22 protein-coding genes are annotated in these 25,322 nt (G+C 61.8%); 20 read left to right on the forward strand and 2 right to left on the reverse strand.

The features are described 5' to 3' along the window. Positions 1-98: 98 nt before the first annotated feature. Complete coding sequence (locus NMB39_RS10340) at positions 99-599, forward strand: Lrp/AsnC family transcriptional regulator (RefSeq protein WP_057024985.1); 501 nt, start codon at positions 99-101, stop codon at positions 597-599. Positions 600-801: 202 nt separating this feature from the next. On the opposite strand, the gene NMB39_RS10345 is transcribed toward NMB39_RS10340, so the two are convergent. Beyond that, positions 802-2,586 carry an IlvD/Edd family dehydratase gene (locus tag NMB39_RS10345; protein ID WP_494339309.1) on the reverse strand — a complete coding sequence of 595 codons (1,785 nt, stop codon included), beginning with the start codon at positions 2,584-2,586 and terminating at the stop codon, positions 802-804. 50 nt (positions 2,587-2,636) lie between these two features. Continuing rightward, on the reverse strand, positions 2,637-3,818 hold the full coding sequence (locus tag NMB39_RS10350; protein WP_059397223.1) for a fumarylacetoacetate hydrolase family protein: 1,182 nt from the start codon (positions 3,816-3,818) through the stop codon (positions 2,637-2,639). A 114-nt stretch (positions 3,819-3,932) separates the two neighbouring features. On the opposite strand from NMB39_RS10350, the gene NMB39_RS10355 reads away from it, so the two are divergent. The 19 genes from NMB39_RS10355 to NMB39_RS10445 all read left to right on the forward strand — a co-directional run bounded on the left by NMB39_RS10355 (position 3,933) and on the right by NMB39_RS10445 (position 25,311). Further along, entirely contained in the window at positions 3,933-4,883 is a 951-nt protein-coding gene (locus tag NMB39_RS10355; RefSeq protein ID WP_057024982.1) for a LysR family transcriptional regulator, read from the forward strand. Between the two features lie 126 nt (positions 4,884-5,009). Beyond that, positions 5,010-6,590: an aldehyde dehydrogenase (NADP(+)) gene (locus tag NMB39_RS10360; RefSeq protein WP_494339308.1), complete on the forward strand. Its 1,581-nt coding sequence runs from the start codon at positions 5,010-5,012 to the stop codon at positions 6,588-6,590. An 89-nt stretch (positions 6,591-6,679) separates the two neighbouring features. Continuing rightward, positions 6,680-8,062, forward strand: coding sequence for an MFS transporter (locus NMB39_RS10365; protein WP_494339307.1), 1,383 nt, complete (start codon positions 6,680-6,682; stop codon positions 8,060-8,062). 86 nt (positions 8,063-8,148) lie between these two features. Continuing rightward, positions 8,149-8,841, forward strand: coding sequence for an aquaporin Z (gene aqpZ / locus NMB39_RS10370; RefSeq protein WP_494339306.1), 693 nt, complete (start codon positions 8,149-8,151; stop codon positions 8,839-8,841). 417 nt (positions 8,842-9,258) lie between these two features. Continuing rightward, positions 9,259-10,956, forward strand: coding sequence for a type II secretion system ATPase GspE (gene gspE / locus NMB39_RS10375; RefSeq protein WP_494340600.1), 1,698 nt, complete (start codon positions 9,259-9,261; stop codon positions 10,954-10,956). Next, positions 10,953-12,149, forward strand: coding sequence for a type II secretion system inner membrane protein GspF (gspF, locus tag NMB39_RS10380; RefSeq protein ID WP_494339305.1), 1,197 nt, complete (start codon positions 10,953-10,955; stop codon positions 12,147-12,149). Before gspE ends, gspF begins: the two co-directional genes overlap by 4 nt. Before the next feature lie 20 nt (positions 12,150-12,169). Continuing rightward, positions 12,170-12,580 (forward strand): type II secretion system major pseudopilin GspG, encoded by a 411-nt coding sequence (gene gspG, locus NMB39_RS10385; RefSeq protein WP_124356208.1) that lies wholly within the window; start codon positions 12,170-12,172, stop codon positions 12,578-12,580. Between the two features lie 7 nt (positions 12,581-12,587). Beyond that, positions 12,588-13,013, forward strand: coding sequence for a GspH/FimT family pseudopilin (locus NMB39_RS10390; protein ID WP_057024975.1), 426 nt, complete (start codon positions 12,588-12,590; stop codon positions 13,011-13,013). Further along, positions 13,010-13,342: a type II secretion system protein gene (locus tag NMB39_RS10395; RefSeq protein ID WP_057024974.1), complete on the forward strand. Its 333-nt coding sequence runs from the start codon at positions 13,010-13,012 to the stop codon at positions 13,340-13,342. Before NMB39_RS10390 ends, NMB39_RS10395 begins: the two co-directional genes overlap by 4 nt. Further along, complete coding sequence (locus tag NMB39_RS10400) at positions 13,339-13,947, forward strand: type II secretion system protein GspJ (protein ID WP_057024973.1); 609 nt, start codon at positions 13,339-13,341, stop codon at positions 13,945-13,947. Before NMB39_RS10395 ends, NMB39_RS10400 begins: the two co-directional genes overlap by 4 nt. Continuing rightward, complete coding sequence (locus NMB39_RS10405; RefSeq protein ID WP_494339304.1) at positions 13,944-14,645, forward strand: type II secretion system minor pseudopilin GspK; 702 nt, start codon at positions 13,944-13,946, stop codon at positions 14,643-14,645. The genes NMB39_RS10400 and NMB39_RS10405 overlap by 4 nt, the downstream gene beginning before the upstream one ends. After that, on the forward strand, positions 14,642-15,634 hold the full coding sequence (locus NMB39_RS10410) for a type II secretion system protein GspL (protein WP_494339303.1): 993 nt from the start codon (positions 14,642-14,644) through the stop codon (positions 15,632-15,634). Before NMB39_RS10405 ends, NMB39_RS10410 begins: the two co-directional genes overlap by 4 nt. Then, entirely contained in the window at positions 15,609-16,211 is a 603-nt protein-coding gene (gene gspM / locus NMB39_RS10415; protein ID WP_494339302.1) for a type II secretion system protein GspM, read from the forward strand. The genes NMB39_RS10410 and gspM overlap by 26 nt, the downstream gene beginning before the upstream one ends. After that, entirely contained in the window at positions 16,208-16,708 is a 501-nt protein-coding gene (locus tag NMB39_RS10420) for a type II secretion system protein, XpsN-like (protein ID WP_494339301.1), read from the forward strand. Before gspM ends, NMB39_RS10420 begins: the two co-directional genes overlap by 4 nt. A gap of 5 nt (positions 16,709-16,713) precedes the next feature. Beyond that, positions 16,714-18,840, forward strand: coding sequence for a type II secretion system secretin GspD (gspD, locus tag NMB39_RS10425; protein ID WP_057024968.1), 2,127 nt, complete (start codon positions 16,714-16,716; stop codon positions 18,838-18,840). Positions 18,841-19,236: 396 nt separating this feature from the next. Further along, positions 19,237-20,412 carry an integrase core domain-containing protein gene (locus NMB39_RS10430; RefSeq protein WP_494339235.1) on the forward strand — a complete coding sequence of 392 codons (1,176 nt, stop codon included), beginning with the start codon at positions 19,237-19,239 and terminating at the stop codon, positions 20,410-20,412. Between the two features lie 748 nt (positions 20,413-21,160). Continuing rightward, entirely contained in the window at positions 21,161-23,554 is a 2,394-nt protein-coding gene (locus NMB39_RS10435; protein ID WP_494339300.1) for a TonB-dependent receptor plug domain-containing protein, read from the forward strand. Positions 23,555-23,573: 19 nt separating this feature from the next. Continuing rightward, positions 23,574-24,545 (forward strand): amino acid ABC transporter permease, encoded by a 972-nt coding sequence (locus NMB39_RS10440; protein WP_057024967.1) that lies wholly within the window; start codon positions 23,574-23,576, stop codon positions 24,543-24,545. After that, a complete protein-coding gene (locus NMB39_RS10445; protein WP_032880317.1) occupies positions 24,538-25,311 on the forward strand; it encodes an amino acid ABC transporter ATP-binding protein in 774 nt (257 codons plus the stop codon). Before NMB39_RS10440 ends, NMB39_RS10445 begins: the two co-directional genes overlap by 8 nt. Positions 25,312-25,322: the final 11 nt, after the last annotated feature.

Raw genomic sequence — 25,322 nt, forward strand, 5'->3', positions numbered from 1 at the left:
GCCAGTGAAAATATTCTGTTCTGGTAAGGGCGCGATTTCTTTGCTTTGTTTTCGGGATTCTCTATATTTATCGGGTGATTTAACTCGGAAATGACGTAATGAAGAAAAATATATCCAGGCGTATCAGCCTCGATGAGACTGATCTGGCCATTCTTGAGTTATTGCAGGAGGACGCGAGCATTTCCAACGCCGAACTCAGTGAGCGACTTTCGTTGAGCCTCACGCCTTGCTGGCGACGGCGCAAGAGAATGGAGGAGGCGGGGGTGATAAAGGGTTATCAGGCAACCCTTGATCGAAGAATGCTGGGGCTGGATATCATGGCATTCGTGCACATCCGCTTTTCTACCCACGCCGATCACGCTCCGGACGCCTTCGAGGCAGTGATTGCGCAATTGCCAGAGGTATTGGCCTGCCACAAGATCACCGGTGACGCCGACTACGTGCTCCAGGTGTTGGCAGAGGATCTTGATAGCTATAGCGACTTTATCGAGCAAGTGCTGAGGCGGCAGGTGGGTATCGCGTCTATTCAGTCGAGCCTGGCTTTGCGCGAAATCAAGGCCGGTAGTCGCATCGCCATACCTAAATTGAGCAAGGGGTAATGGAGGTGGGGCGCCGCGCAAACGTTCGGTGTCCGGAGCATTCCTTGCCAATCGCACCGGCATTGCGTTCGCAAAGACCCTGGCCTTTGATCAGCAATAAAACGCCTGACGCCTATTTGATTAAACGGTAAAAGCCCGGCATGTCTGCTGGGCTTTTCTGCGTTGGCTTCTCAAGCGGGGCGGCTATGCCCTCGCTCGCTTGTCAATGCGAATGTCGCGGCTCACCACTGCGGGCAATCACGCGCAGATGCAGAGTTGCAGGCTCCAGACACCCACCTGTAGAAAGCTGTCCCACCAGTTGCCGGTACAGTTCCTGCCAGGGTGTCTGGGAGGGTGGGAGGTTCGGCGTCCACTCGAGTCGACGCCGGCTCATCTCGGCCTCGTCTATCAGCAGGTTGACCGTGCGTGTGTTCAGGTCGACCTTCAGGCGATCGTTGGTTTTGAGCAGCGCCAAGCCACCGCCTACCGCTGCTTCGGGGGACATGTTGAGAATTGACGGGCTTGCCGACGTGCCGCTTTGGCGCCCATCGCCCAGGCAGGGCAGGGAGTCGATGCCTTGTTTGATCAGGGCGGCGGGAGGCGCCATGTTCACCACTTCTGCACTGCCGGGGTAGCCCACGGTGCCCACACCGCGGATGACCAGGATGCAGCGCTCGTCGATATCCAGCGCCGGGTCGTCGATGCGGGCGTGGTAGTCCTCTGGCCCTTCGAACACGATCGCCCGGGCCTCGAAGCTGTTTTCTGCGCCGGGTTCGGACAGGTAGGTCTTGCGAAACGCTTCGCCCACCACCGACATTTTCATGATGGCGCTGTCGAAGAAGTTGCCGCTGAGCACGATGAAGCCGGCGCGGTGCTTGAGCGGTGTTTCAAAGGGGTAGATCACATCGGCGTTGCTGGTCATGGCACTGCTGACGACTTCGCCGATGGTCTTGCCGCTTACCGTCGCGCAGTCTTTATGCAGACGCCCGGCTTTTTGCAGTTCGTGCATCACGGCCGGCACCCCGCCGGCGCGGTGGAAGCCTTCGCCGAGGTACTTACCCGCCGGCATGCAATTGACCAGCAGCGGCACGTCCTCGCCAATCCGTTGCCAGTCATCCAGGCTCAGTTCGACGCCCATGTGCCGGGCGATCGCAATCAGGTGCGGAGGGCAATTGCTGGATGCGCCGAGTGCCGAGGCGACGGCGATCGCGTTCTCGAATGCCTCACGCGTCATGATCTGCGACGGCCTTACGTCTTGCAGGACCAGCTCGCAAATGCGCTTGCCGGTGGCATAGGCCATTTGCCCGCGCTCACGGTAGGGCGCGGGAATGCTCGCACAGCCAGGCAATGACATCCCCAAGGCTTCGGCCAACGCATTCATCGACAGGGCGGTGCCCATGGTGTTGCAGTGCCCAACGGACGGCGAGGCCGCCGTGGTCATCTCCATGAAGCCTTCGTAGTCGATTTCGCCGGTGGCCATCAGATTGCGCGCATGCCAGAGCACGGTGCCGGAGCCGATCAACTCGCCCTTGTGGTGACCGTCGAGCATCGGGCCGCCGGACAGGACAATGGCGGGCAGGTCGGTGGTTGCGGCAGCCATCAGGCAGGCCGGCGTGGTTTTGTCGCAACCGGTGGTGAGGACTACGCCGTCCAACGGGTAACCGTGGAGGATCTCCACCAACCCCAGATACGCCAGGTTACGGTCCAGTGCGGCCGTGGGCCGACGCGATTGCTCAGCGATCGGATGCACCGGGAACTCCATGGGGATGCCGCCGGCATCACGAATACCGGCCTTGACGCGTTGCGCCAACTCCAGATGATGACGGTTGCAGGGGGTCAGGTCGCTGCCGGTCTGGGCGATGCCGATGATCGGGCGTCCCGATTGCAGTTCTTCGCGGGTCATCCCGTAGTTCATGTAGCGTTCAACATACAGGGCAGTCATGTCCGCGTGGGCAGGGTCATTGAACCATTGCTCGCTGCGCAGGCGACGTTTTGGCATTTCATTCATGATTCATTTCTCTCTTGTCATTATTGGCTGAATCGACAATCGGTTGGGATTCAGCGGGCGAGCAGGCCGCGGGACGCCAGATTGCGCAACAAGGCGCCGACCCCAAATGTCCAGGGGGTAGCGGCAGAGCTGTGGGTCACCTGGTTATGCAGGCTACCGAGCAACGGGCTGCTGATACGGACGCGGTCGCCCAGCTTGTGGGTAAAACCGCTGCCGGCCTGATCGCGGTCTTCAGTGGGGGCGAACAGCGTACCGAGAAACAGCAGAAAACCATCGGGATATTGGTGATTGGCGTTGAGCGTCTGACCCACCAGGTCCTGTGGGTCGCGGCTGATCTGACTCATGGAGCTTGAGCCTTGCAGCCGATAACCGTCTTCGCCTTGTACCTCTAGATCGACCACGCAGGCCCGCACATCATCCAGGCCGAAGTGTTCGTCGAACAGGCGAATAAACGGCCCAATGGCGCAGGAGGCATTGTTGTCCTTGGCCTTGCTCAGCAACAGCGCGCTGCGGCCTTCGAAATCGCGCAGGTTGACGTCGTTGCCCAGGGTGGCGCCGTGGATCTGGCCACGGCTGTTCACCGCCAGCACCACTTCGGGTTCCGGATTGTTCCACTGCGAGCCGGGATGAATGCCGATGTGGCTACCGCTTCCCACCGCCGCGAGGATAGGTGCCTTGGTGAAGATCTCCGCATCCGGGCCAATGCCGACTTCCAGGTATTGCGACCACATCCCCCGTTCGATCAGCAATGCCTTGAGACGCATGGCTTGCTCCGAGCCCGGTACGATCGAGCGCAGGTTGTCGCCAATTACGCTGCGGACGGTGGCGCGCACAGCCTCGGCTTTTGCCATGTCACCGCCGGCCTGCTCCTCGATCACGCGCTCGATCATGCTGGCGGCGAACGTGACCCCGGCGGCCTTGATCACTTGCAAGTCCAGGGGCGGCAGCAAGTAGGGTCTGGACGGATCGGGAGCGGGGCCAGTGTTGGCGAGCAGCGCTTCGACACTGGCGATGAAGGTGCCGGGCGTCTGCCTTACGGCCGCCAGTGGAGATGGCGTTTCCAGCAGGTCGCTCAGTGTTGCAAAACGCTCCGACAGATCAAACACACCGTCGCTGCGCAGCACTATCGGCGAGGGGCCCGCGATACTGCCTGGCACCCATGCGCGGCCGATCAGGGTGGCGGCCATACCATCGACCGGCAGGGTATTTTCGGGAGTCAGCAATAACGGCATGGCGAATTTTCCTGGTTCGTAAAGCCTTCACGCTAGGGCGGCGAGTCGATAAACTCCAATGAGATATATTCAGTATTTGATAACGTCAGGTTATTAGTAGCCCAGGGAATAGTCATGTCCGATCTGTCCTTCTCCAGCTTCTGCGGCTGGCTGAAATTCCGTCATCTTGTGTTGATCGATACGTTGGGACGCACGCGCAACATGCACCTGGCGGCGCAACAGATGAACCTCAGTCAGCCGGCCATCAGTAAGATGCTCAAGGAAATCGAAAGCCTGCTCGGCTTCGCCCTGTTCGAACGATTGCCGCGCAGCATGCCGCCGACCGCCCTGGGTGAGCACGTGCTGCGTTATGCGCAGATTGCCTTGAACGACGCGCGTTCGTTTGTCGAGCAAATCAGCAGCCTGCGCGAGGGCGGTCATGGCTCCCTCAAGGTCGGCGGGATTTTTGCCGCAACGGCGGCGGCTTTGCCCGAAGCGGTCCTGCAGATCAAACAGCGCTGGCCGCTGCTTTCGATTGAAGTAGTGGAGCAGACCAGTAATCGCCTGATGGAGATGCTTGAAGAGAAGCAGCTGGACCTTGCGGTGGCCCGGTTTACCGATCAAAGCCAGCAGCGACGCTATGACTTCGAGCCCTTGGCCCCCGAACCGTTCTCGATCGTGGTTAACGGTCGTCACCCGCTGGCGGACGCCGGCCGCCTCTCGTTGCAACAATTGGTGGACTTGCCGTGGATTCTCTATCCGGTCGGCACACCGATTCGTGGTCGCATGGAACAAGCCTTTGCCGAAGCCGGGGTCGGGATGCCACGCAACACCATTGACACCATTTCCATGCAGACCTTCCTCCAGGTCTTGCAGCGCGGGCCGATGATCGGGATGCTGCCCAGCGCCATGGTCAACCCGCTGCTCGAAAGCGGCCAATTGAAGACGCTCGACACCCCGCTGCACTTGGTGCCGCAGGACTACGGAATTCTCACGCGCAAAGGCGAACAACTGGTAGGGGCGGCACTGGAGTTCGCCGAAATACTCAAGGAAAACGCACGCCTGGCCAGGGATCAACCGGGTTAAGGGGCGAAAAATGGCGGTTGTTGCGATAACGGATCGTTATCGGATAATCAACAAATGCCATTGGGAAAGAATCGTTTGGCGGCAGTAGAGTACCCACCAGATGCCCATCTGGGTCAGGAGACTCTCATGCCCGAACTGTCCGGATACAACTTTATCGCCGGTGGCCGCAGCGCTGCCGGGTCGGTGTTGCTGCACAGCGTTGATGCTACCACCGGGCAACCACTGCCCACAGGTTTCGTCCAGGCCACGGTCGAGGAAGTGGATGCCGCTGCCGTGGCGGCTGCCCGGGCTTATCCCGCCTTTCGCAATCTGTCGGCCGTGCGCCGGGCGCAATTTCTGGAGGCCATAGCCAGTGAACTGGACGCCTTGGGCGATGACTTCGTGGCCCTTGTCTGTCAGGAAACTGCATTGCCGGCGGCGCGTATTCAGGGTGAACGATCCCGCACCAGTGGCCAGATGCGCCTGTTCGCCCAGGCCCTGCGCCACGGCGGCTTTTACGGAGCGCGTATCGACTTGCCGTTGCCCGCCCGCCAACCCTTGCCCAGGGGCGATCTGCGCCAGTGCCGCTTGGGCCTCGGCCCGGTAGCGGTATTCGGCGCGAGTAATTTTCCGCTGGCATTCTCCACCGCAGGCGGTGATACCGCTGCCGCGCTCGCCGCGGGCTGCCCGGTCGTATTCAAGGCCCACAGCGGGCACATGGCGACCGCGGAGCGGGTGGCCGAAGCCGTCATCCGGGCCGCCGAGCAGACCGACATGCCCAGAGGCGTGTTCAACATGGTCTTCGGTGCCGGTGTGGGAGAAGCTTTGGTCAAGCACCCCATGATTCAAGCCGTCGGCTTCACCGGTTCACTCAAGGGCGGCAGGGCGCTGTGTGACATGGCGGCTGCGCGCCCGCAACCGATCCCGGTGTTTGCCGAGATGAGCAGCATCAATCCGGTAGTGGTATTGCCGGAAGCCTTGCAGGTACGGGGCGAGCGTGTCGCGACCGAGCTGGCGGCTTCGGTGGTCATGGGGGCAGGGCAGTTCTGCACCAATCCTGGCTTGGTCATCGGCATTCGCTCAGCGGCATTCAGCCGCTTCGTGCAAACGCTGAGTACATTGCTGGCCGATCAGCCGGGGCAAACCATGCTCAATGCCAATGGCCTGCGCAGCTATGTCCAGGGCTGTGAAGCCTTGCTGGAGCATCCGCAGATCAACCATTTGGCCGGGCACGTACGGCAGGGTAATCAGGCCAGCGCGCAGTTGTTCCAGGCCGATGTCGAGCTGCTTCTGACGAGCAATGTCATGCTGCAGGAAGAAATCTTCGGCCCGGCCACGGTGGTGGTGGAAGTGGCTGATCGGGCTGAACTGTTGGCAGCCTTGCAGGGTTTGCGCGGCCAACTGACAGCCACCCTGATCGGTGAGCCGGCTGAACTCGAGCAGTGTGCTGACCTTGTGGCCGTGCTTGAGCAAAAAGTTGGGCGGGTGCTGATCAACGGTTACCCGACCGGGGTGGAGGTTTGCGATGCCATGGTCCATGGCGGGCCTTGGCCGGCGACATCCGATGCCCGTGGCACCTCGGTAGGCACCTTGGCCATCGATCGGTTCCTGCGGCCGGTGTGCTACCAGAACTTCCCCGATGGCTTGCTTCCCGACGCCTTGAAGAACAGCAATCCCTTGGGGCTGATGCGCCTGGTCAATGGAGAACACACGGCCCAGTCACTGTAATAACGGCTGCACTGCCGGATGAGTGCTCATTCGGCTTGACCCATTCGATAAAAATAATCAGGCATATCCATATGCCCAGGGGTTACCTCATGCAAACCATATCCGAGCATTCGCCCGCGCAGGCGCCATCTCGCGAACTCGACTTTGAAAACCAGACCTACCGCAAAGTCATCTGGCGCATCCTTCCCGTCCTGCTCTTGTGTTACATGGCAGCCTACCTGGACCGGGTCAACATCGGCTTTGCCAAACTGGATATGCTCAATGAGCTGCAGTTCAGCAACACGGTCTATGCGTTGGGCGCCAGTATGTTTTTCTGGGGGTATTTCCTCTTCGAAGTCCCCAGCAATCTGCTGCTGCATCGCTTCGGGGCACGATTCTGGATCGCCCGGATCATGCTCAGTTGGGCAGTGATCTCCATGGCAGTGGCCTACACCGTGCCGCTGGCGGGGTTCTTTGGTATCCAGTCAAGCAGCATGTTTTATGTGTTGCGCTTCCTCCTGGGTGTGTGTGAAGCCGGCTTCTTCCCCGGCGTGATTCTGTACCTCAATTATTGGTTTCCAACGCACCGGCAAAGCCGCGTGATGTCCGGCTTCCTGATGGCCATGCCGATCAGCCTGACACTGGGCGGCATGTTGTCCGGTTGGCTGATGAACAGCATGCAGGGCGTGCACGGCCTGTCGGGTTGGCAGTGGATGCTGATCATCGAGGGTCTTCCGTCGATCATCATGGCCTTCATCGTGATCGTTTGCCTGGCGGACAACATCGACAAGGCCAAGTGGCTTTCAGCGGCGGAAAAAGCCCTGCTCAAGGCCAACCTGCAAACCGATAACCACGGCAAGGCGACGCGTTTGAGTGAGGTGTTCTTCAACCCGAAGGTGTGGTTGCTGGTGTTGATTTTGCTGACCTTCAACACGGGCTTCTACGGCCTGGCATTCTGGATGCCCTCGATTATCAAGAGCAGCGGTATCACCAACAGTTTGCACATTGGCTTCCTGACCGCCATACCCTATGCGGTCGCCACGGTGGTGATGCTGCTCAACGCTCGACACTCCAACCGTACCGGCGAGCGGCGCCTGCACGCGGCCATACCTGCCTTTATCGGTGGGGGCGGCTTGATCTTCAGCGCTTTCTTCGCCGACAACCTGGTGTTGTCCGTACTCTTCCTGAGCGTCGCCGCCTCCGGGATTCTCAGCCTGATGCCGATTTTCTGGACCCTGCCGGGGACCTTGTTGTCGGGCGTAGCGGCTGCAGCCGGCATTGGCATGATCAACGCCATCGGCAACCTGTCGGGGTTCACCGGGGCGATGATCACTGCAGTGGCTGAGAACCTCACCGGCAACATCAACAATGGCACCTATGTGTTGGCCCTGTGTCTGTTCGTCAGTGGCGGGCTGATCCTGGCTATCCCGGTGTCTATGCTCGGCAGGGCGCCGAAAGCGGCAAGCACCTCAGTGGCGCTGGAAACCGCATAGACACGCGCCAAGGAAATTTCCCACATCCAACCCCGATACCCGGTTGTTAGGCTCCAACTCTTTGACCTACTTCAAGGAGTTTCCCGATGACAAAACGTCTAGCCGCCGAGTTCTTCGGTACATTCTGGTTGGTACTGGGTGGTTGCGGCAGTGCTGTGTTGGCTGCCGCATTTCCTGAGTTGGGCATTGGTTTTGTAGGCGTGGCATTGGTATTTGGCTTGACGGTATTAACCATGGCCTACGCCGTCGGCCATATTTGCGGCGGGCATTTCAATCCGGCGGTCACCTTGGGTTTGCTCGCCGCTGGGCGTATTGATGGCAAGGATGTGGTGCCCTATATCCTCACTCAGGTTCTGGGCGCGATTGCGGCGGCCGGGGTGTTGTACCTGATCGCCAGCGGCAAGGCCGGGTTTGATGTAACGGCGGGGTTTGCCACCAATGGTTATGGCGAGCATTCACCCGGGGGCTTCTCGTTGCTGTCGGTAGCGGTCACCGAGTTTGTGCTCACGGCGTTTTTCCTGCTGACCATCCTGGGCGTCACCGATAAACAGGCGCCGGCGGGTTTTGCGCCGCTGGCCATCGGGTTTGCCCTGGTCTTGATTCACCTGATCAGTATTCCTGTAAGCAACACGTCGGTTAACCCGGCGCGCAGTACGGGTGTGGCGCTGTTCCAGGGCGATTGGGCGATGGCCCAGTTGTGGGTGTTCTGGGTGATGCCTTTGCTTGGCGCAGTGGCTGGTGGCCTCGTGCACCGTTTTGTCTTGGCGACAAAACAATAGTCGCTAACTCCAACATCCTGGTGGGCTGCCAGGCCGCCATCGGGAGCAAGTCGAATCGTCGCACCGCCCCTCCCACAGGGGCCTGCGGTGCACCTGAAGTTGTGTAGATACCCATCCGCTGATGGGCCAAGCCAGCAGGCCCGACACGATCTTCTTGCATTGCCGGTTAATTGAACGGGAAAGTGCCTGAATTAATAAGAAGTATGGCTAATTGCAACTAGTGGCTATTGGCTGCTAACGCTCTATATCAGTGCGTTTGGCAATGTTTTGTATTTAATTCTCCCGTGATCCGGAACTAGCGCTATAACTTCCAGTCGATACCCCCGGCTAACTCCCGTATGGGCTGTGGCGAACTAATGGCATTGTTCGGTAGTTCCAAATAGCCATACTTTTCGCAATCTTAGATATTCCTAGATGATGTCGTCAGCCCCCATTGATGCCTGCAAGCTGCCTATCCCGCACACCGACCAGGTGTGCACGTGGCTGATGCAGCATGCCGGGCTCAAATCCCTCGACCTGGAGCGCGCCCAGCGCTTATCCACTGACCCCCGCGACCTGCTGGGGTTACTGACGCGTCTGGGCTTGGTTTCCGAGGTCGAGCTGGCGCGTGCCTGGGCCGATCTGCTGGATGCGCCCTTGCTGATGGCCGACGCCGCGCCGCCGCTGCTTGACCCGCTGCCGGTCTTGACCGAGCGCTTTATGCGGCACTACCAAGTGGTGCCCATGGGCTGGAGTGAAGGTGGCCTGCGCGTACTGGCCGCCAACCCGGCGCAGCTGTATCCGTTCCAGGCCCTGGCCTATGCCTGTCAGGTGCCGGTGTGGCTGGCCGTCGGCCCGCGCAATGAAGTCGACACACTGATCGAACGCTATTACGGCCAGGGCCGTTCCGCCATGGGCACCCTGATCGAGAATCTCGACGAGCAGGACGGCGCCCTTGAAGACATCGAGCACCTCAAGGACATGGCGTCCGAAGCGCCGGTGATTCGCCTGGTCAACCTGATCCTGCAACGTGCGGTGGAACAGCGCGCTTCGGACATCCATATCGAGCCCTTCGAAAACCAGTTCAAGGTGCGCTATCGCATCGACGGTGTGCTGCACGAGGCCGAAGCGCCGCCCGCCAGTTCATCGGCGGCGGTGATCTCGCGGGTGAAAATCATGGCGCGCCTGGACATTGCCGAACGGCGCCTGCCCCAGGACGGGCGCATCATGCTGCGCATCCAGGGCAAGGAACTGGACCTGCGCGTGTCCACGGTGCCCACCAGCTTTGGCGAATCGGTGGTGATGCGCCTGCTGGACCGGCAAACCGTGCAGTTCGACTTCCCCAGCCTGGGTTTTGACGGCCAGCGCCTGGCGGCCTTCCTCGACCTGCTCGAACGGCCCCACGGCATCCTGCTGGTGACCGGGCCCACCGGCTCGGGCAAAACCACCACGCTCTACACCGCCTTGTCGCGGCTCAACACCAGCGAACGCAAGATCATCACCGTGGAAGACCCGGTGGAATACCAGCTCGAAGGGATCAATCAGATCCAGGTCAAGCCGGCCATCGGCCTGGACTTTGCCGGAGTGCTGCGCGCCATCGTGCGCCAGGACCCGGACGTGATCATGATCGGCGAAATCCGTGACCTGGAAACCTGTCGCATCGCCGTGCAGTCCTCCCTCACTGGGCACCTGGTCCTTTCAACCCTGCACACCAACAGCGCTGCCGCGAGTATCACGCGCTTGCTCGACATGGGCGTGGAGAGCTACCTGATTGCCTCCACCGTCAGCGGCATTCTCGCCCAGCGCCTGGTGCGGCGCCTGGACCCGGCCACGCGGGTGGCCTTCGAAGCGCCGCCGGCATTGATCCAGGAACATGGCCTGGATCGATTGACCGAGCAACGTCCGATCCTGCTCTACCGTGGCGATTACCACGGCCGCAGCGCGCTCACCGAATTGCTGGTGATGAACGACGAATTGCGCAGCCTGCTGATGCGCCACGCCGACGCCGCCACCCTTGAGCAGGCTGCCCGCCGCGGCGGTTTGCGCACCTTGAATGAAGACGGTTTGCGCCAGGCGCTGGCGGGCGTCACGTCCCTGGAAGAAGTGCTGCGCGTGACCCGTGGAGAGGACGTGTGAGCCTGTTCAAATTCCGCGCCCTGGACAGCCAGGGCGTTGCCCAGAGCGGTACGCTGCACGCCGCTGACCAGGCCGCCGCCGTCGCCGCCGTGCACAAACGTGGCTGGTTGCTGCTGCACATCGAAACGGCGGGCAGCCCTTTGTTGCACAAGACACGCGGGCAGTTGAAAGGCGCCGCGCTGGTGAGTTTCACCCAGCAGCTGGCCACGCTGCTCGGCGCTGGCCAGCCCCTTGAGCGCTCGCTGGGCCTGCTGCTCAAGCAACCTGGCCAACCCCAGGTGCGGGCATTGATCGAACGTATCCGCGAGCAGGTCAAGGCCGGCAAGCCGTTGTCGGTCGCGTTGGAGGAAGAGGGCGGTACGTTTTCCCCGCTGTACCTGAGCATGGTGCGCGCCGGTGAAGCCGGTGGGGCGCTGGAAGCGACCCTGCGCCAGCTCAGCGATTATCTGGAACGCAGTCAGTTACTGCGTGGCGAGGTGATCAACGCACTGATCTACCCGGCGTTCCTGGTGGTCGGCGTGCTGGGTTCGCTGGCGCTGTTGCTGGCTTATGTGGTGCCGCAATTCGTGCCGATCTTCCAGGACCTGGGCGTGCCGATTCCGCTTATTACCCAAGTGATCCTGGGGCTTGGCGAGTTTCTGGGCGCCCATGGCCTGGTGTTGCTGGCCGGCTTGTTGATTAGTACATGGACCCTGGCAGCACGCCTGCGCGACCCCGGTCGGCGCGAACGTTTTGACCGTCGTCTGTTGGGCGTGCGCGTAATCGGCCCGCTGCTGCAACGGGTACAAGCTGCCCGCCTGACCCGCACCCTCGGCACTTTGCTCAGCAATGGCGTGGCGTTGCTGCCGGCGTTGGTCATCGCCCGGCAGGTCTGCAGCAATCGTGCACTGCAGGCGCAAGTGACGCTGGCGGCGCAACGGGTCAAAGGCGGCGGCACACTTGCCGATGCGTTTGGCCGCCAGCCGCTGCTGCCGGAGTTGGCCCTGCAAATGATCGAGGTCGGCGAACAAGCCGGTGAACTGCCCAGCATGCTGCTCAAGGTCGCCGACATCTTTGACATCGAAGCCAAACGCGCAATCGAACGTCTGCTCGCGGCGCTGGTGCCGACCCTGACCGTGGTCATGGCCGTGCTGGTGGCGGTGATCATGCTCGCGATCATGCTGCCGCTGATGAGCCTTACCAGCCATATATGAACCTTCATGGAGTTGAATCAATGAAAACCAGGCATCGCCAACGCGGCTTCACCCTATTGGAAATGCTCGCGGTGATCGTGCTGCTGGGTATCGTCGCGACCATTGTGGTGCGCCAGGTCGGCGGCAATGTGGACAAGGGCAAATACGGCGCGGGCAAAGCGCAACTGGCCAGCTTGAGCATGAAGATCGACAGTTACGCCCTGGACGTGGGTGCGCCACCCAACAGCCTGCAACAGTTGGTGGACAAGCCTGCCAACGCCTCCAGCTGGGCTGGCCCCTATGCCAAGCCTTCGGAATTGAAAGACCCGTTCGGCCATGGCTTCGGCTATCGCTTCCCCGGTGAGCACGGCGCCTTCGACCTGGTCTTCTACGGCCAGGACGGCCAGCCCGGCGGTGAGGGCTACAGTGCCGACCTGGGCAACTGGGAATAACCCGCCCATGACCCAGCGCGGCTTTACCCTGCTGGAGATGCTGGTGGTGCTTGTATTGATCGGCATCGCGGCCGGGTTGCTGGCGTTCGGGGTGCGCCAGGGGCTGCAGGTGGCCCAGGAGCGCCGGGTGGTCGGGCAGATGGTCGAGGCACTGCGCACCACGCGGGCGGGGGCGATTATCAGCGGCCAGGCGGCACGCACCGAGTTCGACCTCCAGGGCCTGAGCTTCCAGGCCCCAGGGCGTGCGCCGCAACACTGGCCGGCCCAGTTGCAGGTGACGTTGCACAGTGCCGAGGCGGCGGGCGCCGCCGTGGTGTTCTACCCCGATGGCAGCTCCACCGGCGGCAACCTGTTGCTGGCCAACGGCACGCGGCGTTGGCGTATCGACATTGGCTGGCTCACGGGCAGCGTGCAGTCCAAGGCGCTGCCATGAAGTACCAGGCCGGCTTTACCTTGCTGGAAATGCTCGCCGCCCTGACGTTGATGGCGGTGTGCAGCAGTGTGTTGCTGGTTGCCTTCGGCCAGAGTGCGCGCTCGTTATCGCAAGTGGCCCGGAGCGACCGGCTCACCCATGCTGCGCTCACGGTGCTCGACCAGGAAGCGGCCGGCCCGTTGACCGAGGGCACCCGCCAGGGCGAACTCGATGGCATCCATTGGCAGTTGACCAGCACGCGACAACAGCCCCGTCTGTTTCGCCTCGACCTGAGCCTGCGCGAAGGCTCGCACCAGGCCCGTTTCAGCACCTTGAAGGCACGCCTGTGAAGCGCCGCGAGCAGGGCTTCACCTTGCTGGAGATCCTCGTGGTGCTCAGCCTGCTCTCGGTATTGGTGCTGCTGGTGGGCGGTGCGTTGCTCGGGGCCAACCGGGCGGTAGCCAAGGCCCAGGGCTATACCGCCAGCCTGGATGAAATGCGCGCCGCCCAACAGTTCTTGCGCACCGCCATCAGCGAGGCGCTGCCGTTGGATGTTGCTGAAGACGACAGCCAGGCCGATGGGTTTTTTATCGCGACGCCAGAGCGCTTGCAGTTTGTGTCGACCTTGCCCGGCGTGCTCGGCGGTGGCATCCAGCGCTTTACCCTGCAACGGGTCGAGCAGGATCTGCAGGTGGCGTTCTCGCAGCCGGAATCGCACAAACATCCCCTGCGCGACGATCCCCAGGTGCTGCTGCATAACGTCGAGGCGCTGCGATTCAGTTTTCGTGGTGTCTCGCCATTGGGCCAGCCCACCGGCTGGCTGAGCACATGGCCCTGGCCCAAGCGGTTGCCCGCTGCGGTGCGCGTCGACGCCAGCGTCAACGGGCCGGTGCCGTGGGTGACCCAGGTGATTGCCCTGCGCCTGAACCTGTCCAGCGCGAGTATTGAGGAATGAGGCGCCAACGCGGTGCGGCGCTGTTGCTGGTGCTGTGGGTGCTGGCCTTGCTCAGCGTGTTGCTCGGCGGTCTGGCGGGTTGGGTACAGCTGGAAAGCCGCCAGGCGCTGTGGCATCGCCAGCACACTCAGACGCTGCTGGCTGCCGAAGCCGGGATCGCCCAGGTCATGGCTGATGGGCATTGGGTGGCGGATGGGCGCACTATCGCGCTGACCTTCGACGACGCCCGCCTACAGGTGCGCCTGCGCAGTGAGCGCGGCAAGCTGTACCTGGTCAACGTCCATACCGAGGACCTGCTGCGCCTGGCCCTGGCCTGCGGTGCTACACCGGCCCAGGCCCAACAATTGGTCAAGGCCCTCGAGGCCCGTCGTAAACAGGGCCTGGCACCGTTTCGGGTGCTGGAAGAAGTACGTCAACTGCCCGGTATGACCCAGGCACTCTACAGCCAACTGGTGCCGGAACTCACCTTGTGGAGCGACCTGGACCGACCCGATCCGGCTTTCGCCAGCGCCTTGATGCGCAAGGCACTGAACCTGCCGCGCCAAAACGCCGAGGGCGTCGACCCTGGCCAGGTGCTGGAAATCGACAGCCGCGCCGAACGCCCCGGCGGCTATCAGGCGCGCCTGCAACTCACCGTCTTATTGAGCCCCGCGGAGGACAGCGCACAGCCCTATCGGGTCGTGCGGTGGCAAGAATGAATCGACTCGAACCTATCGCCAGGCAGTGGCGCGGCAGCCTGTTGCAACAAGGCTGGCAGCTGTGGCTCACAGAGTTGCGCGGCTGTGTGCCGAAGTGGCTGGCCCTGCAAGAGCCACCTGAGCAGGTCCATCATTGGCCGCTGACAGCACCGGTTGCGCCGGGCAATGCACGCCAGGTGCTGATGCTCGCCCACGACATGGTGTTGCAGCAACGCGTGCAACTGCCCCTGGCTGCCGCGCGCAACCTCACGGAGGTGGTCGGCTATGAACTGGACCGCTACACCCCGTTCGACGCCGAGCAGCTGTACTTCGTGGCTCGCCAGGAGCGGCGCACGTCCAGTCACCTTGAGGTAACACTGGTGGCGATCCTGCGCGAGCGCCTGGACCAGATCCTTAGTGACTGCGCCGCCCTTGGCTTGCATCCGCACCGCGTGGACGTGGCGGGCCTGGGCATCGACCTGCTGCCGGCGCCGCTGCGCCCGCGCCAACGTCCAGCCGGAAAGCAGTTGCAGCGCAGCTTGCCGTGGTTGTGCGGCGCCTTACTGATCGCCGCGATGCTGCTATGGCTCAACGACCGCCAGCGCGTACTCGACACCATGCACGCCACCGTACAGCAGCAAAAAGCCCAGGTCGCCCAGGTGCACGCGGTACGCCAGCAACTGCTCAATACCCGCGGCGCAGCACAGTACCTCACCCAGCGCAAACTGGCACAGCCGCCCCTGGCCGCACTGCTGAACGACTTGACCACCTGCCTGCCCGCCGACACTTGGCTTGACCAGTTGGCCGTCAAGGAGGGCGAGGTGACGTTCTCTGGCCAGAGTGCCAAGGCCAGTGGCCTGATCACCCGCATCAAAGCCTGCCGACGCCTGGAAAATGCTCAGTTCGAAGGGGTGATCCAACCCGATGCGCGCACCGGCAAGGACCAGTTTGCCTTGCGTGCCCACTTACGCCAGGAGGCCGCCGATGCGCCGACCCCTCACACCCTGTGAACGTCGCGGCGGGGCCTTGTTGATTCTCGCCGTGGTGCTCGGTGCGGCCTATTGGCTGTTGATCGACAGCTGGTTTGCCGGGCCGCTGCGGGCCATGGGCGAACAAGCCGAACAATTGCGTGAACAGCAGCAACGCTACGCCAACGTATTGCGCCAGGGCGATGCGTTGCGCGAGCAGCTTGAGCGGGCGCGGCTAGACCCGGCCAGCAGCGCCAGCCTGTTGCCCGGCGATGATCCCGATGTGGTCGCTGCCGACCTGATGCAGCGCCTCGCCGACCTGATCAACAGCCACGCCAACCTTGGCGGCGGCTGCACCCTGACCCAACGCAAACCCATCACTGCCGAACAGGACGACAGCGAGCCTTACCGCCAGGTCAAGGTCAGCCTCACGCTCAACTGCGCCATCGAACCGCTGACCGCGATCCTGCATGCGCTGGAATATCAGCCGCCGTTTCTGTTTGTCGATGAGCTGCGCATTCGCCGCAGCAAACAGGCGCCGTCCACTGGCGGGGCGGGCAAGCTGACGGTGCAGCTGCTGGTGCGTGGTTACCTGCAACCTGCGCGGGTGACGCCATGATCGGCTCACTACGCCCATTGGAATGGAGCTTGCTCGGCCTGGCCGGCTTATTAGGGCTGTTGATGGCGGTGATCCTCAGCAGCATCGGCGACGAACCGCGGTGGCTGCCCGCAGCGCCGGTGCCTGCGCAGCCCTCCGTCAGTGTGCAAGCCGCTCCTGCGCTGGCGTTGCCGGATCTGGCTGCCACCTGGCAAGCACCGCTGTTCAGCCCGGACCGCCGCCCGGACCGGGTGATGGGCAAGGTGCGGGTGGCAAGCCTGGCCAACCTGACCCTCAGCGGCATCATGATCACCGGCAACCTGCAAATGGCCATGCTCAAGCAAGCCGATGGCCCGGCGCTGACGGTACGCCTGGGCCAGACCCTGCCCAACGGCTGGCGCCTGGAACACCTGACCCCGCAATACGCCCGTTTCGCCCTGGACGGGCGCACCCAGACCCTGAGCCTCTACGGCAAGCGGTTACCCCTGATTTCCCATCCCCGCGAGCCCCTCCCTTGATCGATATGCGCACTTCGCTGTTTTGCCTGGCCACTGCCGTCTCCCTGGGCGGCTGTGGATCGTTGCCTGATACCCTCGACCCGGACGCCGACCTGCTGCACGAAGCACTGCAGGGTACCGGCTCGCAACGCCCGCCGCCCGAGTCGCCCGTGGTTGAAAACCCGCAGCCGGCCACCCCGGCACCGCCGCAACGCCAGTTGATTCGCGGCAATCAAAGCTTCGTGCGCCAGCCCACCGCGCCCGCGAAAGTGCCGGAGCAGGGCGGCGACATCGTGTTCAACTTCGCCGACCAGCCCATCGAGGCGGTAATCAATAGCGTGATGGGCGACCTGCTGCACGAGAACTACAGCATCGCCGAGGGGGTGAAGGGCAATGTCAGCTTCTCCACCTCCAAACCGGTGGACAAGCAACAGGCGCTGTCGATTCTCGAGACGCTGCTGTCGTGGACCGACAACGCGATGATCAAGCAGGGCAACCGCTACGTCATCCTGCCGGCCAACCAGGCGGTGGCGGGCAAGCTGGTGCCGCAGATGCGCGTGGCGCAACCGTCCAGCGGCCTCTCGGCGCGGCTGTTCCCGCTGCGCTATATCTCCGCCACCGAGATGCAGAAACTGCTCAAGCCGTTTGCCCGAGAGAATGCATTTCTGTTGGTCGACCCGGCACGCAATGTACTGAGCCTGGCCGGCACCCCGGAAGAGTTGGCCAACTACCAGGACACCATCGACACCTTCGACGTCGACTGGCTCAAGGGCATGTCGGTGGCGGTCTTCGGCCTGCAACGCGCCTCGGTGGCCGAGCTGATGCCCGAGCTGCAAGCCATGTTCGGCGCCGACAGCGGCACGCCCCTGGCAGGCATGCTGCGCTTCCTGCCGGTCGAGCGCACCAATTCGGTGGTGGCGATCTCTTCCCAGCCCGAGTACCTCAGCGAGGTGGGCGACTGGATTCGCACCATTGACGAGGGCGGCGGCAACGAGCCGCAGATGTATGTGTACGACGTGCGCAATATGAAGGCCGCCGACCTGGCCAAGTACCTGCGGCAGATCTACGGCAACGGCGCGATCAAGGACGACACCCCCGCCAAGGTCGCCCCGGGCTTGCGTACGACTACATTGTCATCGTCCACCAGCGCCGGTTTGCAAGCCAACACTCCTGTGCCAGCCCCCGAGGAGCCCGAGCCGCAGAGCGGCGAGAACACCCCGGCGACCCCCACCAGCGACCTCGAGGCCGGCACCCGCATCACTGCGCAAAAGAGCAGCAACCAACTGCTGGTGCGCACCCGCCCGGCGCAGTGGAAAGAGATCGAAGCGGCGATCAAGCGCCTGGACAACCCGCCGCTGCAAGTGCAGATCGAAACCCGCATCCTCGAGGTCAAGCTCACCGGTGAACTGGACCTGGGCGTGCAGTGGTATCTCGGCCGCCTGGCCGGCAATTCCACCAGCACCACGGTGGCCAATGCTTCCGGCAGCCAGGGCGCACTGGGCGGTGGTGGGGCAGGGCTGGGGGCGGCGGACTCGTTGTTCTACTCTTTTGTCAGCTCCAACCTGCAAGTGGCCCTGCACGCCCTGGAAACCAACGGCCGTACCCAGGTGCTGTCGGCGCCGTCGCTGGTGGTGATGAACAACCAGCCGGCGCAGATCCAGGTGGGCGACAACATTCCCATCAGCCAGACCACCGTTAACACCGGTGACGCCGACACCACCCTGAGCAGCGTCGAATATGTGCAGACCGGGGTGATTCTGGACGTGGTGCCGCGCATCAATCCGGGTGGCCTGGTGTACATGGATATCCAGCAGCAGGTCAGCGATGCCGAGAATCAGGTCGGTAATAGCGACACGCCGGTCAACCCGCGGATCTCCACGCGTTCGGTGTCCACCCAGGTGGCGGTGCAGAGTGGGCAGACGGTGTTGCTCGGCGGGTTGATCAAGCAGGACAACGCTGAGAGTGTCAGTGCCGTGCCTTACCTGGGCAAGATCCCGGGGTTGCGCTGGTTGTTTGGCAATACCAGCAAGTCCAAGGACCGTACGGAGTTGATCGTGTTGATCACGCCTCGGGTAATTACCAGCAGCAGCCAGGCGCGGCAGGTGACGGATGACTATCGCCAGCAGATGCAGCTGTTGCGGCCCGCTCAATAATCCTGGCTGCACCGAGTACCAATGTGGGAGGGGGCTTGCCCCCGATGAGCATGGGTATCTACACAACTTTGGTACGCCGCTGCTCTTCTGCAATGGAGCTTGCTGCCTGGCAGCTTATAGCTATCTAACTGATGCACCGCGATCCAAATGTGGGAGGGGGCTTGCCCCCGATGGCGGCCTTAGGGCCGACCAAGATGCTGGATCAGACCGAGTACATATCCGTTATTTGGGCAACGGCCACTTAGGGTTCCGCTTTTACAGCGGGTCACTTTTGAAAAGCGCAAAAGTAACCAAAACGCTCTTGCCGGTATGACTCACCCACATGGGTTACAAATCAGTTCACGCACATAGGTAACAGTTATTAACTAGCACGGTTGACTTCGAGAGGATCTGACCGTGCCCTGGAATGAGCTGAAACCAATGGATCTTAAAGTGATGTTCATAGCCTCTTATCTGGAGGGGAAACACACCTTTAGCAAACTGTGCAGCGACTATGAGATCAGTCGAAAGACTGGTTACAAATGGGTCGAGCGATACGAATCTGAGGGGCCAGGCGGGCTAGAGGAGCGCAGTCGTCGTCGACACAATCAGAGTTATGTAGTGCCTGTTGCCGTCAGGCAGGCAATCATTGAGCTTCGCTCTATCGGAGAAACGACTCCAGGGCCGAAGAAAATCCAGAATGACTTGCTCAAGCGTTTTCCGGATCAGGATCCACCGTCAAAAACGACCATCTACAACATCCTCAAAGCAGCTGACCTGATTACGCCCCAACGCATTCGGCGGCGTGTAGCGGTCTACCCCAAACCCTTGAGCAAGGCGGAAACGCCTAATCAGCTATTCAGCGCTGATTATAAGGGCCAGTTTCTGACAGGCGCGGGGGTTTGGTGCTATCCGCTGACGATCATGGATCACGCCAGCCGTTTCCTACTGGCCTGTCAGAGCATGCCCAGCACTAACTTCAAGGAAACTCAACAGACCTTTGAACGGGTTTTTCGCGAGTACGGTTTACCGGAACGCATCAGGACAGACAACGGCGTGCCATTTGCTAGTACGGGCCAGGCCGGCTTATCGCAGCTGTCGATCTGGTGGCTGCGGTTAGGGATTATTCCTGAGCGAATTGAACCCGGCAGACCAGATCAGAATGGGCGTCACGAACGCATGCACCGAACGCTGAAAAGCACCCTGCCACAACCGCCAGCGACTCCTTGGGAAGCTCAGCAGAAACACTTTAACCGCTTTATGCAGCACTACAATTATGAGCGAGGGCACGAGGCGCTTGATCAAAAAACGCCTGCTTCCTGCTATTCGCCCTCGACCCGGCCTTACCCAGAAAAGCTACCTGAAATGAGTTATCCAAGCCACGTAGAGTGTTACCTGACTGACAGCAATGGAATTATCAATCGATCAGGTCTGCGAATTTACATCGCTAATGTGCTTAAGCATCAGACCATTGGAATGGAGATGATTGGTGATGATATATGGGAGGTGATCTTCGGTCCGGTGATCCTAGGCCGGGTCTATGCTAGAGAGGCAAAGAACGGGTACGTTTCGATAAAAGTGTCACCTATGTAGAGATACTTTTTTGTAACCCATGTGGTTGTCCCGTACATGCCCCACCACTCGGCACCTCGCCCAGGCTCGGTGTGCCCGTAATCCGACAGGGATTTGGGGGGCCGCCGCCACGCGCCATCCATGGCGCGGGGCAGCTAAACCGGCATCCCTGCCGGTTTACCCCCCAAATCCCTGTCGAATTCCGGCCAGCGTGGTTTGACGGGGCGCCTAAGATCAAGATCAAAAGCAGATCAAGATCAAGAGCGGCTCGTTTCGCATCGTGGTTACTGACGGTCGCTACGTCAGAGTTGTGTAGATACCCATGCCCCGATGAGGGAGTGTCAGTGAGCACATCTGTGACTGACCCAACGCCATCGGGGTGTAGAACCCGCCCACAAGGGTATGCGCACGTTCAAATTAAAAAAATAATCATTTTTATGAATAAAGATATTTGTAAATAATGAAATTAGAGAATATTAGCTTATACCAAAACAGCATTATATTTTTAAAATTCATTCCGTTATGTTTGAGTTCAACAGCCTACCCCTGACCTCGGATGGTACCCAGCGTGATTCAGATTCTGCGCGCCTGACCGGGTAATCCCGCCGCAGCAGAATCGTTGGACGGGAGCTCAACGTATGTTGCCACCTCACACCCCGCGCTTGCCCCACACCTAGCCCAAACCGCGCCCACCCCCTGGAACGCCGGCCACGCCGCACCAAGCAGCGTGCCTGCCCGACTTCGCGATTTGGACAAGCTGGGAATGGATATGAAGCACGTTCTACCACCCACCACCGCCCTGGCGTTGACCCTGCTGGCCGCAGCGACACAGGCCCAGGACGACAGCACACTCTCCACCGTCGTGGTCACCGGTAACCGTGGCGCCGAGCAGCGCACGGTCACCAGCAGCCCGGTGCCCATTGATGTGGTCAGCGCCAAGCAATTGCAAAGCACCGGCAAGCCCGGGTTGATGGAAGCATTGAGCGCGGTGATCCCATCGCTGACCCTGCCGGAAAAAACCGGCTGGGACGCCAGTGGCATCGCCCGGGCGCCGAACCTGCGTGGTTTGAGCGCCGCCGAAGTGCTGGTGCTGGTCAACGGCAAGCGCCGCCATACCAGCGCCACCCTGAATATCAACGGTATCAACACCGGTGCGGCACCGGCCGACCTGGACCTGATTCCCATCAGCGCCATCGACCATGTGGAAGTGCTGCGCGATGGCGCCGCCGCCCAGTACGGTTCCGATGCCATCGCCGGGGTGATCAACGTGATCCTCAAGGCCGACGCCAGCGGCACCTCGGTAACGAACGCGGGGCTTGGCTATGACGGCAAGAAGCAGACCGTGCAACAAAGCCTCAACAAGGGCTTCGAGATCGGCAATGGCGGCATCGTGCAGCTGGCCCTGGATGCGCGCAGCCAGAACGACGATAACAAGGCCAGTGCCAACGGCTATAGCTATGAACAAGCCTATGACCTGGCAGGCAAGTCCACCTACGGTGGCTACGGCACACCCAAGACCAACCTGCTGACCCTGGGCTACAACGCCGAGCTGCCGATTGACGACAGTTTCAGCCTGTACTCCTTCACCACCTACTCGCGACGCAAGGCCGAGCAGGGCCAGAACTTCCGCTTGCCGACCATCACCAACACCATCACTACCGGGCCCAACGGCTACCCGGCCGGGTACACCCCGACCTGGTACATCGACGAGGACGATTTCCAGGCGGCGTTCGGTGGCAAGGGCAGCGTGGGCGAGTGGGACTGGGACCTGTCCACCACCTACGGGCGTAACGAAGCGGAGCAGGGCACCACCCACAACCAGAACCCGTCCCTGGGCGAGGCCACGCCGAACAGCTTCACGTCCGGCACCTGGATTTCCACCGAGTTGACCACCAACCTGGACTTCAAGCGCGGCTTTGATATCGGCCTGCAAAAACCCTTGGACCTGTCCTATGGCTTCGAGCATCGGCGCGACACCTATGAGGTGCAGGCCGGTGACTACGCCTCCTATGCCAACGGCGGCTACTGCGTGGCGCCGGGTAATTGTGCGTCCTCGGGAGCCCAGGTCACCAACGGCATTTCTGCGCAGGAACAAAGCAGCGCCTCGCGCAACAGCCTGGCCGGCTATGTGGACGTGGGCTTCAACCCGTTGCCGGACTGGTATGTCGGCACCGCCCTGCGCTATGAGCATTACAACCAAGGCGTGGGCGCTACCCGCAGCGGCAAGCTGACCACCCGCTACGACTTCACGCCGCAGATCGCGGTGCGTGCCACGGTGAGTAATGGCTTTCGTGCGCCGTCCCTGGCCAACAGTTTGTTCAGTGCGCGCTCTACCACCTACGGCGTGGTGGACGGGGTGTACCAGTCGATCAACTACGGCGTGCTGCCAGTGGGTTCGGCGGCGGCCAAGGCGTTGGGCGCCGAAGAGCTCAAGCCCGAGCGCTCGACCAATTTCAGCCTCGGCTTGACCCTGACCCCCACCGACCGCCTGAGCTTCACCGCCGATGCCTACGTGATCAACCTGCGCGACCGCATCACCCTCACCGGCACCTTGCTCGGCCCGCAAGTCACCCAGGTGCTGCAGAACAATGGCGTCAACTCCACCTCCGGCGGCCAGTACTTTATCAACGGCGCCGATACCCGCACCAAGGGCCTGGACCTGGTCAGCAGCTACAACCAGGACCTGGGCACGTTCGGCGCCCTGAAATGGACCGCCGCGTTCAACTGGAACCAGACCCGGATCCTCAATTACAAGCAGTCCACCAACATCCTCGGCACTTCCTTTGATCTGATGGACCGCCAGGCGCGCAACCTGATCACTGGCGTGCAGCCCACTACCAAGCTGATCCTCGGCGGCGACTGGAGCATCGGGCGCTTGAACCTCAACCTGGCCCTGACCCGCTACGGCTCCTACAAGGAAGTGAACTCCTCGGCCAACCGCGACCTGGACCGGGTCTACAGCGCCAAATGGATCACCGACCTCGACCTTGGCTACAACCTCACCCAAGACCTGAACATCGCCATCGGCGCCAAGAACCTGTTCGACCAATACCCCAAGAAGCAAGGGGTGCCGAGCAGCACCATGGTCGCCAGCTACGGCACTTATTCGCCCTACGGTTTTACCGGCGGGTATTACTACACCCGGCTGACTTACGCCTTCTAAGGCCTGCGAGGAATAGCACATGCCCATTGTTGCCAAACCCTACGACCTGCTCGATGAGGTCAGCGTCCAACCGCTGCGTCAGCGCCGTGTCGCCACGCCGATCAAGGCGCTGCAAGTAGTGCCCGCCCGACATCCCTGGCGCTGGGCCGGGTCGATCTTCGCCGCGCTGGTGCTGCTGGCCATCGTGCATTCCCTGGCCACCAACCCGCGCTGGGAATGGGGCGTGTTCGGCCAGTGGTTCTTCTCGCCGTCAGTGCTGCGCGGGCTGGGGCAGACGCTGTTGCTGACGCTGCTGAGCACTGTGTTCAGCGTCATTCTTGGCACGGCGCTGGCCCTGGCGCGGCTGTCGGGTTCGCCGTTGCTGGCCGCATTGGCCTGGGGCTATATCTGGTTTTTCCGCTCGATGCCGGCGCTGCTGGTGCTGATCATCCTCTACAACTTTGCCTACCTGTATGACCACATCCTGCTCGGTGTGCCGTTTACCGACCTGGTGTTCGCGCAATGGTCGACGGTGGATGTGCTCAGCCAATTCACCGTGGCGGTGCTGGGCTTGAGCCTGATGCAGGCGGCCTACGCGGCGGAGATCATCCGCGGTGGCCTGATCGGCGTGGAGGCCGGCCAGCATGAAGCGGCGGCGGCCCTGGGGTTGCCGGCGTCGCGGCGTATCTTTCGCATCATCCTGCCCCAGGCGCTGCGCTCGATCCTGCCGTCGGGGTTCAATGAAATCATCGGCCTGGTCAAGGGCACCTCCATCGTCTACGTGCTGGCCTTGCCCGAGCTGTTCTACACCGTGCAGGTCATCTACAACCGCACCCAGGCGGTAATTCCGCTGCTGATCGTCGCCACCGTCTGGTACCTGATCATCACCACCGTGCTCACCAGCGCCCAGTACTACGTCGAACGCCACTTTGCCCGCGGCACCGCCCGGGTGCTGCCGCCGACGCCGTTGCAGCGCCTGCGCCGCTGGTTCAAGGAGAAGGCCCATGGCTGAAGCACGCGCCGGGCGCATCCAGATCCAGGGCGTGGGCAAGCGCTTTGGCAACCAGCAGGTGCTCGATAACATCGACCTGACCATCGACCCCGGCAAGGTCACGGTGATCCTCGGGCCGTCCGGCTCGGGCAAGTCCACCCTGCTGCGCACCATCAACCACCTGGAGAAGATCGATAGCGGGCATATCACTATCGACGGTGAGTACGTCGGCTATCGGCGCAAGGGTGACCTGCTGTTCGAACTCAAGGAACGCGAGATCCTCAAGCGCCGCATCGACGTGGGTTTTGTGTTCCAGAACTTCAACCTGTTCCCGCACCTCACCGCCTGGGAAAACATCGCCGAAGCGCCGTTGGCCCACAAGCGCTGGAGCAAAGCCCAAGCCCACTTCAAGGCCGCCGAATTGCTGGCCAAGGTCGGCCTGGCGGACAAGGCCGACGCCTACCCGCGCCAGCTCTCCGGCGGCCAGCAGCAACGCGTCGCCATCGCCCGGGCCCTGGCACTGGACCCCAAGGTGCTGCTGTTCGACGAGCCCACCTCGGCCCTCGACCCGGAATTGGTGGGCGAGGTGCTGGACGTGATCAAGGGCCTGACCCGGCTGGGCGTGACCCTGGTGATCGTCACCCACGAGATCGGCTTTGCGCGTGAAGTTGCCGACCACGTGGTGTTTCTCTGCGACGGCCAACTGATCGAAGAGGGTCCGCCCGAACAGATCTTCCGCCAACCCCGCCATCCCCGCACCCAGGCCTTTCTCGGCAAGGTGCTTTAGTTCAAGGAGTG

The organism is Pseudomonas sp. FBCC-B545 (assembly GCF_059134095.1).

Bases quoted from the DNA above. Each gene is read 5' to 3' on its own strand.
- aqpZ (WP_494339306.1), top strand. From the start codon at position 8,149: ATGACAAAACGTCTAGCCGCCGAGTTCTTCGGTACATTCTGGTTGGTA.
- NMB39_RS10435 (WP_494339300.1), top strand. From the start codon at position 21,161: ATGAAGCACGTTCTACCACCCACCACCGCCCTGGCGTTGACCCTGCTG.
- NMB39_RS10350 (WP_059397223.1), bottom strand. From the start codon at position 3,818: ATGCCGTTATTGCTGACTCCCGAAAATACCCTGCCGGTCGATGGTATG.
- NMB39_RS10445 (WP_032880317.1), top strand. From the start codon at position 24,538: ATGGCTGAAGCACGCGCCGGGCGCATCCAGATCCAGGGCGTGGGCAAG.
- NMB39_RS10365 (WP_494339307.1), top strand. From the start codon at position 6,680: ATGCAAACCATATCCGAGCATTCGCCCGCGCAGGCGCCATCTCGCGAA.
- NMB39_RS10410 (WP_494339303.1), top strand. From the start codon at position 14,642: ATGAATCGACTCGAACCTATCGCCAGGCAGTGGCGCGGCAGCCTGTTG.
- NMB39_RS10345 (WP_494339309.1), bottom strand. From the start codon at position 2,586: ATGAATGAAATGCCAAAACGTCGCCTGCGCAGCGAGCAATGGTTCAAT.
- NMB39_RS10420 (WP_494339301.1), top strand. From the start codon at position 16,208: ATGATCGGCTCACTACGCCCATTGGAATGGAGCTTGCTCGGCCTGGCC.
- NMB39_RS10340 (WP_057024985.1), top strand. From the start codon at position 99: ATGAAGAAAAATATATCCAGGCGTATCAGCCTCGATGAGACTGATCTG.
- gspM (WP_494339302.1), top strand. From the start codon at position 15,609: ATGCGCCGACCCCTCACACCCTGTGAACGTCGCGGCGGGGCCTTGTTG.
- NMB39_RS10390 (WP_057024975.1), top strand. From the start codon at position 12,588: ATGACCCAGCGCGGCTTTACCCTGCTGGAGATGCTGGTGGTGCTTGTA.
- gspD (WP_057024968.1), top strand. From the start codon at position 16,714: ATGCGCACTTCGCTGTTTTGCCTGGCCACTGCCGTCTCCCTGGGCGGC.
- NMB39_RS10360 (WP_494339308.1), top strand. From the start codon at position 5,010: ATGCCCGAACTGTCCGGATACAACTTTATCGCCGGTGGCCGCAGCGCT.
- NMB39_RS10395 (WP_057024974.1), top strand. From the start codon at position 13,010: ATGAAGTACCAGGCCGGCTTTACCTTGCTGGAAATGCTCGCCGCCCTG.
- NMB39_RS10440 (WP_057024967.1), top strand. From the start codon at position 23,574: ATGCCCATTGTTGCCAAACCCTACGACCTGCTCGATGAGGTCAGCGTC.
- gspE (WP_494340600.1), top strand. From the start codon at position 9,259: ATGTCGTCAGCCCCCATTGATGCCTGCAAGCTGCCTATCCCGCACACC.
- NMB39_RS10405 (WP_494339304.1), top strand. From the start codon at position 13,944: ATGAGGCGCCAACGCGGTGCGGCGCTGTTGCTGGTGCTGTGGGTGCTG.
- gspG (WP_124356208.1), top strand. From the start codon at position 12,170: ATGAAAACCAGGCATCGCCAACGCGGCTTCACCCTATTGGAAATGCTC.
- NMB39_RS10355 (WP_057024982.1), top strand. From the start codon at position 3,933: ATGTCCGATCTGTCCTTCTCCAGCTTCTGCGGCTGGCTGAAATTCCGT.